The organism is Hydrogenophaga sp. 2FB (assembly GCF_005503365.1).
Classification (GTDB): Bacteria; Pseudomonadota; Gammaproteobacteria; order Burkholderiales; family Burkholderiaceae_C; genus Hydrogenophaga.
In genome coordinates this window covers 56533-70954 of sequence record NZ_SCML01000033.1, presented here as the reverse complement: position 1 = coordinate 70954, position 14422 = coordinate 56533, and the positions used below count along the sequence as shown (strand labels likewise).

The 14422-nt window shown below is 68.1% G+C and carries 15 protein-coding genes; 5 read left to right on the top strand and 10 right to left on the bottom strand.

The window, feature by feature from the left end; genetic code table 11:
* Nucleotides 1-58: 58 nt before the first annotated feature.
* From FFS09_RS19150 to pqqA, 9 genes are all read right to left on the bottom strand, one after another.
* Complete coding sequence (locus FFS09_RS19150; RefSeq protein WP_137920494.1) at nt 59-745, bottom strand: hypothetical protein; 687 nt, start codon at nt 743-745, stop codon at nt 59-61.
* Complete coding sequence (locus FFS09_RS19145) at nt 742-1266, bottom strand: hypothetical protein (RefSeq protein ID WP_137920493.1); 525 nt, start codon at nt 1264-1266, stop codon at nt 742-744. Before FFS09_RS19145 ends, FFS09_RS19150 begins: the two co-directional genes overlap by 4 nt.
* A gap of 17 nt (nt 1267-1283) precedes the next feature.
* The gene (locus FFS09_RS19140; protein ID WP_137920492.1) at nt 1284-1895 is read right to left on the bottom strand and encodes a DUF2135 domain-containing protein; all 612 of its coding nucleotides are present in this window, start codon (nt 1893-1895) and stop codon (nt 1284-1286) included.
* The gene (locus FFS09_RS19135) at nt 1870-2616 is read right to left on the bottom strand and encodes a MotA/TolQ/ExbB proton channel family protein (RefSeq protein WP_252374426.1); all 747 of its coding nucleotides are present in this window, start codon (nt 2614-2616) and stop codon (nt 1870-1872) included. The genes FFS09_RS19140 and FFS09_RS19135 overlap by 26 nt, the downstream gene beginning before the upstream one ends.
* Nucleotides 2613-3740 (bottom strand): pyrroloquinoline quinone biosynthesis protein PqqE, encoded by a 1128-nt coding sequence (pqqE, locus tag FFS09_RS19130; RefSeq protein ID WP_137920491.1) that lies wholly within the window; start codon nt 3738-3740, stop codon nt 2613-2615. The genes FFS09_RS19135 and pqqE overlap by 4 nt, the downstream gene beginning before the upstream one ends.
* Nucleotides 3724-3984 (bottom strand): pyrroloquinoline quinone biosynthesis peptide chaperone PqqD, encoded by a 261-nt coding sequence (gene pqqD / locus FFS09_RS19125; RefSeq protein WP_137920490.1) that lies wholly within the window; start codon nt 3982-3984, stop codon nt 3724-3726. The genes pqqE and pqqD overlap by 17 nt, the downstream gene beginning before the upstream one ends.
* Nucleotides 3981-4712, bottom strand: coding sequence for a pyrroloquinoline-quinone synthase PqqC (gene pqqC / locus FFS09_RS19120; protein WP_137920489.1), 732 nt, complete (start codon nt 4710-4712; stop codon nt 3981-3983). Before pqqC ends, pqqD begins: the two co-directional genes overlap by 4 nt.
* Before the next feature lie 18 nt (nt 4713-4730).
* On the bottom strand, nt 4731-5651 hold the full coding sequence (gene pqqB, locus FFS09_RS19115) for a pyrroloquinoline quinone biosynthesis protein PqqB (RefSeq protein ID WP_171020098.1): 921 nt from the start codon (nt 5649-5651) through the stop codon (nt 4731-4733).
* A 77-nt stretch (nt 5652-5728) separates the two neighbouring features.
* Entirely contained in the window at nt 5729-5803 is a 75-nt protein-coding gene (gene pqqA, locus FFS09_RS19110; protein ID WP_086121059.1) for a pyrroloquinoline quinone precursor peptide PqqA, read from the bottom strand.
* Between the two features lie 74 nt (nt 5804-5877).
* Here pqqA and FFS09_RS19105 point away from each other — a divergent pair, with 74 nt between their 5' ends.
* The 3 genes from FFS09_RS19105 to FFS09_RS19095 all read left to right on the top strand — a co-directional run bounded on the left by FFS09_RS19105 (nt 5878) and on the right by FFS09_RS19095 (nt 10554).
* Nucleotides 5878-6945, top strand: a complete 1068-nt coding sequence (locus FFS09_RS19105) for an alpha/beta fold hydrolase (RefSeq protein WP_212745122.1) — start codon at nt 5878-5880, stop codon at nt 6943-6945.
* Complete coding sequence (locus FFS09_RS19100) at nt 6942-7943, top strand: MBL fold metallo-hydrolase (protein ID WP_171020096.1); 1002 nt, start codon at nt 6942-6944, stop codon at nt 7941-7943. Before FFS09_RS19105 ends, FFS09_RS19100 begins: the two co-directional genes overlap by 4 nt.
* 136 nt (nt 7944-8079) lie before the next feature.
* On the top strand, nt 8080-10554 hold the full coding sequence (locus tag FFS09_RS19095; protein ID WP_137920485.1) for an autotransporter family protein: 2475 nt from the start codon (nt 8080-8082) through the stop codon (nt 10552-10554).
* Between the two features lie 5 nt (nt 10555-10559).
* On the opposite strand, the gene FFS09_RS19090 is transcribed toward FFS09_RS19095, so the two are convergent.
* Nucleotides 10560-12605, bottom strand: a complete 2046-nt coding sequence (locus FFS09_RS19090) for a sigma-54-dependent Fis family transcriptional regulator (protein ID WP_137920484.1) — start codon at nt 12603-12605, stop codon at nt 10560-10562.
* 424 nt (nt 12606-13029) lie between these two features.
* Between FFS09_RS19090 and pedF the strand changes: the two genes are divergently transcribed.
* Complete coding sequence (pedF, locus tag FFS09_RS19085; RefSeq protein ID WP_137920483.1) at nt 13030-13521, top strand: cytochrome c-550 PedF; 492 nt, start codon at nt 13030-13032, stop codon at nt 13519-13521.
* A 14-nt stretch (nt 13522-13535) separates the two neighbouring features.
* Entirely contained in the window at nt 13536-14405 is an 870-nt protein-coding gene (locus tag FFS09_RS19080; protein ID WP_137920482.1) for a substrate-binding periplasmic protein, read from the top strand.
* Nucleotides 14406-14422 lie beyond the last annotated feature (17 nt).

The window sequence follows — 14422 nt, the reverse complement described above, 5'->3', positions numbered from 1 at the left end:
GGCGGTGGCGGTGGCGGGCGCTGACCCGGTCTGAAGACGTCCACCAAGGCTTGCCACCCTAGCGAGACCACTCCGCCATCAACCGCCCACCCACCAGAAACCCCGACGGCACCGTCTCCTCGCGCTCGAACTTCACCAGGCCCTTGCCTTTGCAATACCACTCGCGGCTCGTGAGGGGCACGTCGGTGAAGCCGTTCACCGGGTCGGTGAAGAGGTTCAGTTTCGCGCGGCCGACCACGCGCAGACACGGCTTGTGCGTGCCGGTGGGCGTGGTCACTTCGTCGTTCACGGCTTCGATGCGCCAGCCCATCAGTGCCTTGTGGGTGTAGCGCAGTTCGCGCGGGTGTTCATTGCGGCGCAGGACGAGGTAGGGCACGGTGGGCGTCGTCCATTCGGTGCCCACCTGGTACGGCGCCTTGAGCACCCACAGTGGCTCCGGGTCGGTAGTGGGTTCGTTGTCGATGTCGGTGCGGGTGGCGATGCGGCGCACGCCGTGTTCGTCGCTGTGCAGGTAGTAGCTCACGCCGGCCGAGTGGTGTCGCACCATCAGCGTTTTGTTGTCGACGGTCTGCGGTCCCTGGACGGTGAGCGTCCATTCTTCCGGCGCGGTGGGTTCGTCGCTTTCGACCTTCACCGCGTACACCTGCACCGTGCCTTCGACGAGCGGGAACCAGCTGTCGTCATCGGGCGCGGGCTGGCAGGCCGCGAGTCCCACGCACGCCATCAGGGCAAGGCGGTGGTTCATTTCTCGGGGAGCTGCGCGCGCGGCAGATCGCTCAGCTTGATCTGCAGCCTGTCGTTGCCGGCCGGGCGCAGCCAGGCGAAGCCGCCGGGGCCGCGCAGGGGTTCGGTGCTGCCCATCTGCGTGTTGCCGTCGCGCGCTTTCTTCATGCCGTCGCCCAGGATGCGGTGCAGGTCTTTCTCGTAGGGCAGGCGGTGCACGCGCGGCATGGCCAGGGGCTGGTTGTCCTTCATGGGGTTGACCCAGATGTAGATCGCGCCCGCATGGCCGCGACCCGGGCTGGGTTCGTCGAACACGGCGGAGAGCAGCACGAAGCGCGGGGGCAGGGCGTCGTCGCTCGGCCAGCCGGCGATGCCTTGCAAGGTGCTGTGGCTCACGGCATAGAAGCCGCTCACCAGCAGCACCGCACCGAGCTTCACACCCCAGTGCCAACGCGTGGCGAGCAACAGGCACAGCAGCAGGAAGGCGAGCAGTGCGTACACCAGCACCAGCCACAGCAGTTGGGACGAAACGGTGGGGATCATGTTGTGTCGAAAGAAGGTCAGAGCCCGGTCCGTTGCACGATGGTGAGAGGTCGGGTGTTGAGATCGGTCACCGTGCCAGCGTCGTCGATGGTGAAACGCACCAGCGTGCGTTCATCGCCCTTGCGCGGGATCTGCTGCGTGCCGGTGTAGACGATCTCGGCCTGCGGGTTCACCTTCACCACCGCCACCGAAACGTCCACCGGCTGCTGGTCGCGCGAGTCGTAGTAGTGCGCGTTCACCACGTACTCGCCCGGCACCAGGCCGCGCAGCGTGACGATTTCCTGCCGCACCGGGCTGCTGATCTCGCGGCCGTTGACGATCACGCTGTTGTTCTTTGCACCGCGGTCGTCGCGGTCCAGGTGCAGCATGCCGGCGTCGCGCTGGCGGAACCACAGCGTCTGGCCGCCGGGCTCGTTGACCCAGGCGTCCACGTCGTTGGGGTTGTGGTCGGGCCAGGACACGGTGACGATGAATTCGGCCTTGGCCGGGATGTCGCCGCTCTTGCGCGCCTTGGGGTTGAACGCGAGCAGGGCGATGACGAAGCAGAAGACGAACGCGATCAACATGTTGAACAACATGTCGTAGAACGGGTCGGTCTCGGTGTCACGGACCGCTCGGCCGATCGCCATGCGGAGCCTCCGTGGTGAAGGCCAGGGTGTCGGCAACGAGGGCGTCGGCGAAGCGGTCCAGCCGCATGAGCTGCAGCCCGAGCAGGATGTTGCCGGTGAGCCCGGTCACGGTGGTCAGCAACGCGATGCCCAGGCCACCCGTGAGGTTCTTCAGCAACTGGGTGGACTGGCTCGCGTCGAAACTCTGCACCTCGCCGAGCTGCAGCGCCAGGATGGAGAAACCGATCACCTTGCCGAGCAGGCCGAGCTTGAGCTGGATGCCGTTGAGCCACCAGGCCATTTCGTGCGGGCCGTGCGCGCGCTCGCCGAGCACTTGCAAACAGATGGTGGGGTCGGCGCCGGGCCGTGCGCAGGCGGCTCGGTACTCGGCGCTCCAGGTGTCCACGCTGTCTTCGCGCGCGGCGTCCAGCCGCAGGCGCTGCTGGCCGAGCACCCAGGCGCGGCGGCCGGCCCAGAGCGAACAGCCGGTGAACAGCAGCACGATGGCGATGGTGAGGCCCGTGGGGTCGGCCTGCACCAGCCGATGCCAGGCGCCGGCCTGCCACAGCAGCAGCGCACCGAAACCCAGCAGGCCCATGAAGGCCAGCCACAGCAGGAAGAGACCGTGTTCGGCATGCTCCAGTGCGAACGGGCCGCGCCGCAGGACGGGCAGGTGGCTGACCACGGCCGCGCCCAGCATGCGGTGGTGGCCGGTGGTGGTGACGGTTGTGGTGGTGTTCACGCCGGCACCTCGGGGTGCAGGCCGCGCGATTCGGTGTCGCTGCGGAACACGATGGGGATATGGCGTTGCGTGGGCGCCTGCTTCACGAGCTGCACCACCTTCTCGTGGTGCGGCGACTTGCCGCACACCGGGTCGGCCTGCGCCGCGTCGCCGGTGATCTGGAAGGCCTGGCAGCGGCAGCCGCCGAAGTCCTTGTGGCGTTCGTTGCAGTCACGGCACGGCGGCTTCATCCAGCTGTCGCCACGGTAGGTATTGAAAGCGTTGCTCTTGTGCCAGATGTCGGCCAGCGGTGTGTCTTTCACACTGGGCAGGGCCAGGCCGGGCAGGTTGCGGGCGTTGTGGCAGGGCATGGCCAGGCCGTCGGGCGCGACCGAAAGAAACACCGATCCCCAGCCGTTCATGCAGGCCTTGGGGCGCTGCTCGAAGTAGTCGGGCACGACGAACAGCAGCCGGCAACGCTGGCCGATCTGCTCGCGGTAGCGGTTCACCACCGCTTCGGCTTCGATCAGTTGTTCGTGCGTGGGCATGAGGTGGTCGCGGTTGACCCAGGCCCAGCCGTAGTACTGCGTGTTGGCGAGTTCGAGGTACTCGGCGCCGAGGTCCAGCGCCATCTCGATGATCTGGCCCACATGCGGCAGGTTGTGCCGGTGCAGCACGCAGTTCATCACCATTGGCCAGTCGTGCGCCTTGATGATGCGCGCGACTTTCTGCTTGAGCTCGAAGGTGCGCGTGTGGCTCAGGAAGTCGTTGAGTTCGCGCGTGCTGTCCTGGAACGAGAGCTGCACGTGGTCCAGCCCGGCGGCCTTCAGGCGCGTGGCGCGCGCATCGGTCAGGCCCACGCCGGAGGTGATGAGGTTGGTGTAGTAGCCCAGCGCGTGCGCTTCCTGCACCAGTTCCTCGAGGTCGTCGCGCAGCAGCGGCTCACCGCCCGAAAAGCCCAACTGCGCCGCACCGAGCGCGCGCGCCTGGCGCATCACGTCCACCCATTGCGCGGTGCTCAGCTCTTGCTGAATGCGCGCGTGTTGCGTGGGGTTGTAGCAAAACACGCAGTGCAGCGGGCAGCGGTAGGTCAGCTCGGCCAGCAGCCACAGCGGCGGGCCGGGCGGTTCAATCGATCCAGCCACGGCGGCCTCCTTCTGCGATCAGGGCTTGCACTTGCGCCGTGATGTCCTGAACGGCGAATGCCGCTTCCAGTTCGCCCACGATCTGCGCCACGCTGTGCTCGCCATCGCAGCGCTTGAGGATCTCGGCCGCGCTCTCATTGAGCTGCACCATGCCTTCGGGATAGAGCAGCACCCAGCGCGTCTGCGCCGGCTCGTATTGCAGGCGGAAGCGCCGAGAGAGCTTGGGATGGCTTTCGGTGTTCATTGGCATGCCTTCTCGATGGCATCCAGCATGTTCCACAGGATGTCCAGCTTGAACTGCAGGATGTCGAGCGCGCGGTGCTGGGCCTCGCGCGTGTTGAAGTGTTCCAGGGTGACCTGCAGGCCGTGTTCCACGTCGCGCCCGGCCAGCGGGATGCGCGTGCGAAAGTAGTTCAAGCCCGTGGCCTCGATCCACGGGTAGTGCGTGGGCCAGGAGGCCAGTCTGTCCTTGTGGATCTGCGGCGCGAACATCTCGGTGAGCGAAGAGCACACGGCTTCCTGCCAGGGCGCCTTCGCGGCGAAGTTCACGTACGCGTCGCAGGCGAAGCGCACCGCGGGCACCACGCCCTGCAACGACCACAGGTCTTCGCGCGACAGGCCCACCGCCTCGCCCAGCCGCGTCCAGGCTTCGAGGCCGCCCGCGGCCGGGCCTTCGTAGTCGCCATGGCCGTCGTGGTCGAGGATGCGTTCGATCCACAGCCGGCGGTGCGCGCGGTCGGCCATGTTGGCGAGGATGGCCGCGTCCTTGCGCGGAATGCAGACCTGGTAGTAGAAGCGGTTGGCCACCCAGCAGCGCAGCTCGTCGGGCGTGCAGCCACCGGTGTTCATGCGCACGTTGAACGGGTGGTGGATGTGGTATGAGCGGCCCTTCTCGCGCAGCTGTGCTTCGAACTCGGCGCGCGTCCACGCGGGCAGGCCGGTGGCGGGGCGGGGTGTGGTGGCAATGTCCATGGTGCGCCTGCGTCCGGTTCAGAAGTGGATGTCCATGCCGTCGTGCGCCACCTCGATGCCCAGGCGGGTGAGGGCGGCGCGCTCGGCGGAATCCTCGATCAGGATCGGGTTGGTGTTGTTGATGTGGATCAGCAGCTTGCGCGTGGCCACCGGCAGGCGCGCGAGTTGTTCGAGCATGCCCCCGGGGCCGCTCTGCGGCAGGTGGCCCATGTCGGCCGCGGCCTTGGTGGACAGGCCCAGGCGCTGCATCTCGTCGCCGGTCCAGAAGGTGCCGTCCACCAGCACCACGGCGCAGCTGGACATGAGGTCCAGCAACTCGGGCGTGACCTCGCCCAGGCCGGGCGCGTAGAACACGCGCGCGCCGTTGGACGGGTTCTGCAGCACCAGGCCGATGTTGTCGCCCGGGCGCGGGTTGCCGCGAAACGGCGAGTACGGCGGCGGCCTGGACGAGAGCGGCACGGCCTGCAGCCCGATGCCGTCCAGCCCCGGCGCGGTGAAGCTGCGGCCGTCGGTCGGCAGCGCGTGCGGCGCCACGCCGCAGTAGTGCGAGAGGATGCCGGTGATGGGAAAGCCTTTGCCCAGTTCGGTGAGCACCTCGGGCGTGGCCAGCAAGGGCAGCGCGCTGGCGCGCTCGCGCAGCATCAGCAGGCCGGTGACATGATCAATTTGCGCGTCCATCAGCAACACGGCGGCGATGCCGCTGTCGCGCACCGAGCGCGCGGGTTGCAACTCGGGTGTGTCGCGGATCTGGGTGAGGATGTCGGGCGAGGCGTTGACCAGCAGCCAGTCCAGGTCATTGGCACTCACCGCAATCGACGACTGCGTGCGCGCGCGGGCCATGACCGTGCCACGGCGCAGGCCATCGCAATTGGGGCAGTTGCAGTTCCATTGCGGAAAGCCACCACCGGCCGAAGAACCCAGAACCCGGATGCGCATGATGGATGGACCGTGAGAAGGTGATGAAAAAAGCGCACGCGTTGTGCACACGTGCGCTCAGGAATCGTTGCCGCCAGGGATCAGCGGTTGGCGATGTACATCGTGATCTCGAAGCCGAAGCGCATGTCGGTGAAAGCGGGGGTGGTCCATTGCATGGTGTGTCTCCAGTAAGGTTGGCATGAAACATGTCTGCAAGCCGGAGGGCACCATCGCCACACCAGCCGCCACCATGAACAGCAATATCGGTGCCATGCCAACCGCCGCTTCCTGGCCCCAGCCCCGTCGGCTCGCCGTCGGTGGCCTGCACCGCATGGCCTGGCGCGAGGTGGGCGACGCGCGCGGCGAACCCTGGCTGTTGTTGCACGGTGGGCCGGGCGGGGCTTGCCAGCCGGGCATGCTGCGGCCGTTCGATCTGCAACGCCAACGCGTGATCGCGCCCGACCAACGCGGCGCGGGGGCGTCGCGCCCACGGGGCCGTACCCTGAGGAACAACACCGCTGCGCTGGTGGCCGATCTCGAACGGCTGCGCGCGCAACTGGGCATCGAACGCTGGTCGCTGCTGGCGGGTTCGTGGGGCACGGTGGTGGCGCTGGCGTATGCGCTGTGTTACCCGCGCCGCGTTCAACGCCTGGTGCTGCGTGGCGCCTTCGCGCTCACGCGCCGTGAGATCGGTGGCCTGCTGTTGCCGTCGGTGAAGCGAGGGCAAACCCTGAGGGCGCCGGCCGCGCTGTGGCCGGTGCAGCAGGGTGTGGGTGTGCCGGTGGCGCTGGTGCGGCTGAGACAACTGCTTCAAAAAGGGACACTGGGTGTTGCATCGCTGCGCGCGTTGCGCGGTTGGGCCTTGCGCGAAACCGACGACGCGCTGCGCGGTGTGCGCCGCAGCCTGCGGCACGCCGCGCCATCTTCGGCCCATGCGATCCGCCGCGCATGGGCCGGGATGCGGCGCCAGCAGCGGCGCGCGCTCGCACAGTTGCAGCGGCCCGGTGTGCACCGCGGCGACCGCGCCGCGTGGGCCCGGTACCGGGTGCAGGCGCATTACCTGTTGCAACGGGGTTTCATGCGACCGGGCGACCTGGAGCGCGCGGTGGCTTCGCTGGCGCTTGAGCACACGCCGGTGGATTGGGTGCATGGGCGTTTCGATGCGATCTGTTCACCGGCCAACAGCGTTCGCTGGTCCGCCCAGGGCCGTGCGGCGGATGGTCCGGTGCTGCTGCACACGCCGCCGTGCGGCCACCTGGGTGGCGAGCCGGCAATGCTGGCGCAACTGCGCGCATGTGTGCGGCGGTGTTTGTCATGAAACGCCTCGGCGTTCTACTGCTCGCCTTGTGTGCTGGAGCTTCGTGGGCGCAAAGCCGCGACTGCGCGGACGACGTGCCCTGGCGGGCCGTCGCGCCCGGCGTGTGGGCGTGGTCACCGCCCACGCTGCAAGAGGTGTCGCTGTCCAACGCGGGGCATGTCGTGCCGACCTCGGTGTTGATCGACGGAGGTGAGGCGCTGGTGGTCGACCCGGGGCCGAGCCACCGCCATGGCCAGCGCGTGCGCGCGTCGCTGGCCTGCCGTTTTGGCGTGCAGGTGCGCTGGATCGTCAACACCCACGCGCATGCCGAGAACGTGTTGGCCAATGGCGCCTGGGCCGACCGCATCGAGGCCGGGCAGACCACCGTGCTGGCCACCGCGCGAACGCGCGTGGCGATGGAGCAGCGCTGTCCGGCGTGCTTGCAAAGCATCACCGAGCGCGCGGGCGCCGAGGCCATGGCCGGCACGGCGATCGTGTGGCCCACGCGCACGCTGGCCGAGGGCGACGTGCTGCGCGTCGGCGCGCAACCGCTGCGCGTGATGCGCGAGGAACAGGGCCACACCGAGAGCGACCTCGTGCTCTGGCACGCGCAGCTAGGCGTGGTGTGGGCCGGCGGTCTGGTCGTCGGCGAGCGCCTGCCCGAACTCGCGCAGGGCAGGGTGGACGCCTGGCTGGCCGCGCTGGACCGCTTGCAGGCATTGAAACCGCGCCACGTGATCGGCGCGGTGGCGTCCAGCGCGCAAGGCGAGCAAGCGCCCGCCGCCCTGGCCAGCACGCGTGGCTATCTGCAGGCCTTGCGCGAACAGGTGTTGAGCGCCATGGACCAGGGCCGCCACGCGGGCGAGAGCGCCAGCGTGCCGATGTTGCAGATGCCCGAATGGCGCCACTGGGCCGGCCACGCGCAGCGGCAGGATTTCAACGTGCAGCGCGCCTGGCGCGAGCTGGAGCCGCTGTGGATGCAGCAGGTCCCCACGGCCAACCCCGCTCAGGGCCATTGACCGACGGCGGCCAGGGGGCTTCGGCGGCATCGGTCGTCGAGACGAACACTTACATCTGTAAACTGCTGCGTTTTTGAGAGCGGGCGGCGTTTGCCCGCTTCTCGTGGGCCGATTTTTTCACCACAAGGAGCCACCGTTGAACCCGCGTTACACAGCACTGGCCTTGGCCACATGGACCGCTTGCGGCGTCTCGCAAGCCGCCACTTTCTCAGTCACCAACGAAACAGAGTTGATCTCGGCGATCAACGCGGCGAACGCGAGCGGGGACCCGACGTCCACGATCAACCTGACCACGGGCTTCACCATCACCACCGCGCTGCCGCCGGTGCAAGGGAACGTGACGATCAATCCCAATGGCTTTGCCATGGCCCTCGAGTCTGTGGGCGGGGCATCACTGGTCCTGCGGTCCGGTGCGTCCTACGGTACGTTGGGCAATTTCAACGTCGGCAACACCGCAGGCACCACCGGCGCGTTCACCGTGCAAGGCGTGGGCACCCATGCCAGGGTGACCTTGCTGCAAGGCCTCGCAGGGCAGGTCAACATCCGCGTGCTGGACGGCGGTGTGCTGGCCTCTACCGGGCCATCCGGCATCCGCTTCGGCGGCGCCTTGCCCGCAACGTCCAGCGGTGGGGTGGCCGACGTGCTCGTCAGCGGCACAGGTTCGGCCCTCACCTCCGCCGTCTCGTACATCCACCAGCGCGGCACGCTCGAGGTGTCCGGCGGCGGCAAGCTGGAGGCCCGGCTGGTCATTCACCTGGGCTCGATGCCCGGTGGCTTCACCGGCGTGGTGACCGGCGCGGGCTCCTCGATCGGCACCACGTTCGGCGGCATCGCGCTGGGCGCGTCGGGCACGGCCACCTTGCGCGTCTCCGATGGCGCGCTGCTTTCGGCCAACGGTGGTACTCAAGCGCTCAACCTCGCGGCGAACGCCGGCGGCTCCGCCACGCTGAACATCGGCGCTGCCGCGGGCGATGCGGCTATCGCACCGGGCACGGTGCTCGCTTCGGTCGTCAACGGCGGCGCAGGCACGGCGGTGTTGAACTTCAACCACAACGCCAGCGCCTACGACTTCACCGCGCCCATCACGGGCAGCATCACCCTGAACCACCTGGGCAGCGGTACCACCACGCTGCGCGGCGCCAGCACCTATGCCGGCGCCACCACCATCAGCGGCGGCACGCTGCGCGCCGGCGCGGCCAACGTGTTCAGCGCCAACTCGGCCCACACCGTCGCTGCCGGGGGCGCGCTGGACCTGGGCAGCTTCGACCAGACGCTGAGCACCCTGAGCAACGCCGGCACCGTGTCGCTGTCGGGTGCCACACTCACCATGACCGGCGCCTATGTGGGCAACGGCGGCACCATGAACCTGGGTGTTGGCCCGACCGGCGCGCCCCTGGTGTTCGCGGGTCCCGCGGCCAGCGCCACGGGCACCACGCAATTGCAGATCAGCAACCTCGGCGGTTTGGGTTCGCTCACGACGGGCGATGGCATCGAAGTGATCAGCGCCACCGGCGGCGCGACGACCACGGCACAGACCACGCGCGACGCCTTCAGCCTGCCCGGTGGCCAGGTGGGTGGCGGCGCCTATGCCTACAGCCTGCACGCGGGCGACGCCAGCGGCGCGGGCGAGAACTGGTACCTGCGCTCCACGGGCTACCGCAGCGAGGCCTCGCTGTACGCCGTGGTGCCCGAACAGTTCCGTTCCCTGGACTTCGCGATGCTGGGCGACCGGCAGCAGCGCATCGGCGAGCCGCGCGCCGCCCAGGACGCCGCTGGCGGCGGTGAACGCCAGGCCTGGGGCCGGATCTTCAACGTGGACCGCGACATCGCCCAGCAGGGCACGGTCAGTCCCACCAGCAGTGGGCGCATCCGCGGCTTCCAGACCGGCACCGACCTGTGGGGCGGTGCCCAGTGGCGCACCGGCGTCTACGTGGGCAAGCTGGAAAGCGACATGAAGGTCAACGGCTTTGCCAGCGGCGAGGTGAACTACGCCGCGGGCCGCAACGTGCTGAGCAGCCGGTACCTGGGCGGCTACGCCACCTGGCTCCCGTCGGACGGGCTGTATGTCGATGGCGTGCTGCAGGTGGCCGATCATGGCTACACCGCGTACGCGTCCACGGGTCTGGCCAGCAGGGGCACGGGCGACAGCCTGGTGGCCTCGGTCGAAGTGGGCAAGGCCCTGGCGCTGGCACCGCGCTGGGTGCTTGAGCCGCAGCTCCAGCTCGCCTACCAGCGCGTGAGCCTGGACGACAACACCATCAGCAACGCAAGCGTTCAGCAAGACATCGATGCCGGCTGGATCGCCCGCGTGGGCGCGCGCATCAAGGGCCGGTGGGATGTCGGGCCCGGCCCCTTGCAACTCTATGGGGGCCTGAACCTCTACAAGCGCAGCAGCGGTACCGACATCACCCGGTTCGTCGGGACGGGCGGCAGCACCGACATCAGCAGCCGCACCGGCGGCACCAGCAGCGAACTCGCGCTGGGCGCCAGCTGGCGGGTGAGCGCCCGCACCAGCCTGTATGGCGAGCTCGGCAAGCTGTGGGACATGGGGGGCGACGCGCGCACGCGCAGCGGTGTGAGCGGCAGCCTGGGTGTGAAGCTGCTCTGGTAACGGCTTCAACCGAGCAGGTCGGGCGGTAGCTGGTCCTTCTTGCGGTAGATGGTGTTGCGCGACACGCCCAGCGCCTTCGCCGCCGCCGACACATTGCCCTTGTGCAGGCGCAGCATCTGCGCCATGGCGCTGAGCGCCACGTCCTGCAGGCGCTGGCCATCGCCGGGCGCGACCTCGCTCAGGGGCTGCGGGGGCAGGGGTTCGATGCTGGCCGCCGGGCCAAAACCGTCGACCAGCGCGCCGTCCACCCCGTCGGGCGTCTGGCTGTGTTCGAGTTCGTCGAGGAAATCGTCGGGCAGGTGCGCCACGTCGATCACGCCGTCGTTGCCCACCATGACCACGGCCGTGCGCAGCAGGTTGTGCAACTGGCGGAAGTTGCCCGGCCACTGGTAGCGCTTGAACAGCGCCATGACGTTGGGCGAGATGCCAACGTGTTGTCCCTGGTCGCACAGCGCCTGGAGGATCTTGTGCACCACCAGCTCGAAGTCGGTGCGCTCGCGCAGCGCCGGCAGGCGCACCACCAGGCCGTTGAGGCGGTAGTAGAGGTCTTCGCGGAAGTCGCCGCGCGCGATCATGTCCTTGAGGTTCTTGTGTGTGGCGCTGATCACCGTCACGTCCACCTCCACCTCCTTGCCCGCGCCCAGCGGGCTGACCTTGCGGTCCTGCAGCACGCGCAGCAAGCGGGCTTGCAAGTGCTTGGGCATGTCGCCGATTTCGTCGAGGAACAGCGTGCCGCCGTGGGCCTGGAGGATCTTGCCGATGGAGCCCTTCTTGCGCGCGCCGGTGAAGGCGCCTTCTTCGTAGCCGAACAGCTCGGACTCGATCAGCGTGTCGGGGATCGACGCGCAGTTCACCGACACGAAGGGCTGCGCCGAGCGCGTGGAATCGCCGTGGATCGCCTGGGCCAGCAGGTCCTTGCCGGTGCCGGTTTCGCCGAGGATCATCACCGGGATGTCGCGCCCCGAGACCCGGCGCAATTTGTGAATCACGGTCGATACCTGCGGGTCACCCGTGTCCAGGTACTGCAGCGAGGAGAACTGCATCTTCCTGCCGGTGGGCTTGAGCGGTTCGGCGGTGGCGGCGGGTGCAGCGGTCTCGGGCGCGGCGCCCGTGGGCTTGCCACCCGACCAGGGATTGGTGGCCTTGATCTTGACGCGGCACCACACCGACACGCCGTTGTGCATGCACAGCTGTTTGGGTGTCGGCATGGAGCCGCTGAACAGATCGCACAGCGCCGAGATCGGCAGGCCGAACAACGACGAGAAGGTGTGCGCCTTGAGCGCGCTGAACGGCAGCCCGAACTGGAATTGCGCACTGCGGTTGGCCGAGAGAAAACGGCCTTCGGGCGAGAACACGGCGATGCCTTCGACCAGCGTGCCGAGGAACTCGGAGCGGGTGTGGAAGTGGATGCGGATGGCCTTGGGGAAGATGTCCGCGAACATGTGGTTCTCGATCATCTGCGCCGACATGCGCACCAGCGCCAGCGTGTGCTGGTGGTAGCTGCGGTGGTCGCCCGTCACGTCCAGCGCGCCGATGACCTGGCCGTACGGGTCGAAGATCGGCGAGCACGAGCAGGTCAGGAACTTGTTGGCATCCATGTAGTGCTGGCTGCCGTGCACGGTGAGCGCTTCTTCTTCGCTGAGCGCGGTGCCGATCGCGTTCGTGCCCTTGTTCTTCTCCGACCAGTCCATGCCCGGCGTGAGCGCGACCTGCGACGCCTTCTCCAGAAAATCGGTGTCGCCCAGCGAGTGCAGCACCAGGCCCTTGGCGGAGGTGAGCAGCACCATGCTGTGGGTGTTCACGATCTGGTCGTACAGCGTTTCCATGACCGGTGCGGCGTGCTGGAACAGGAAGCGGTTTTCTTCCCGCACATCGTTGAGCAGGCCCACGCCAGGGCTGGAGAAATCGGGTGCGTCGGTGGCGCCGATGCCATAGGCCTGCGAGCGCCGGTGGGCCTGGCCGATGGGATCGGGTGGCGCGTTGCCGTCCGGGCCGGAGGGCGCGGGCGCATCGTGTCTGCCGCCAGGGGGCGTGAAGAGGGCAGCACTCATGTGGTCTCCTGGATCCGGGGGGAATCCCCCCCAGTAGTCGGGCACCCATCGTGGCGGGTGCTCCGGGTCGTCAGACGGGCTGTCGTCCTGGTCGCGCGGGTTCATGCCATTCTCTTCATAACGCTCCCTGTGGGCAACACTGGTTAATCCCGAGGTGCAACAACATGTCCTCTGGTGTCTCGACTCCGGTGTTAGCAAGGAACTCGCCATGCCCTGTGCCAGGGTGTGGCGCGCAAAGTTGACACACAAGGCACCCGCGACGCGTTCAACAGCGAACGGTGTGATTCAAATTGGCACACCTTGCACAGGCCTGACCGGGCACACCGTCAGGCCCGCCCCTTGCGTATCTCCCGTTCCGAAAGCGATGGCCCGCTATTTGCAGGCCACGTTGGAAAAGCCCCTTTCTGAACCCGGAGACAAGCCCATGAAGATCCCCCGTTTCTCTCTCCCCTCGCGCGGTGCGCGTGGCCTGCTCGCACTCGCCATCACCTGTGGTGTGGCGGCGGTGATGGCGCATGGCGATGTCACGCCGCAAGCGGTGGACACCAGCACCTTGCCGCAGCTCGGCGCGAAGTGGCTCGACGCCAATCCCTACAGCACCGGCCCCGCGCACAAGGAGGCCTTGCGCATCGGCACCTCGGCCTACAACCAGAACTGCGCGCGCTGCCACGGCCTGGAAGCGATCTCGGGCGGCATCTCGCCCGACCTGCGCAAGTTCGATGGCGAATGCACGGGCCTTGCCGACGCGGCGAAGAAGGCCGCTTGCTTCAAGGAGATGGACGACTTCTACATGGCCACCGTGCGCCGCGGCCGCGTGCGCGACGGGCGCGTGTACATGCCGCCGTTCGAAGGCACGCTGTCGCAGGAAGCGATCTGGTCGATCAAGACCTACCTTGAAACCCGGCGCGAGCCCTGAAACCGGAGGCCCGCATGGCACAACACCGCCACCCCGACCGCCGGCAGGTGCTGGCGACCCTGCTCGCCGCGAGCGTGCCGCTGTCGGCGCGCGCGCAGACCGACTTGAGCGACCTCGAACGCATCCGCGCCAGCGGCGCGCTGAAGGTGGCGGTCTACAAGGACAACGCGCCGTTCTCCGATGGCCCCGCCAATCACATCCACGGGCTGGACGTGTCGATCGCGGGCGCGCTGGCGCGCCAGCTCAAGCTCCAGCTGTCCTTGCTGCCGTTCGACGCGGGCGAGAACATGAACGACGACCTGCGCAACATGGTCTGGCGCGGCCACTACCTGGGCTACGGCCCGGCGGACGTGATGCTGCAGGTGCCGGTGGACAAGTACCTGATGCAGAAGAACCGCCAGGTGCTGATCCTCGCGCCCTACATGCGCCAGCAGCTGGTGCTGGTGAGCGACACGCACCGCATCGCAGAAGTGGGCAGCCCCGAAGATCTCAAGGGCCTGCCGCTGGCGGCCGAGCGCGGTGCTGGCGCGGCCAGTGCGCTCATGGGGTATGGCGGCGGCCTGCTGCGCGCGCAGGTCGGCATTCACAACAGCGGTGAGCTCGCGGTGCAGGCCGTGGTGGAGGGCAAGGCCGCCGCCGCGTACGTGACGCGCGCGCAGGCCGAGTCGGTGCTCTCGCACACCGAGCCGCGCCCAGGTCACATCCGCTTGAGCGCGCTCGCGCTCGGTGGTGTGCCCGACACCGGCTGGCCCGTGGGCATGGCGGTCAAGGCCGAGCACAAGGACCTGGGCCAGGCGCTGGAGCAGGCCATGAAGGCCCTGCGCGACAGCGGCGAACTGTTGGCCATCTTCCAGAAGCACGGGCTGACGCTCACCGCGCCCTGATCCGTTTTCAAGTCAAG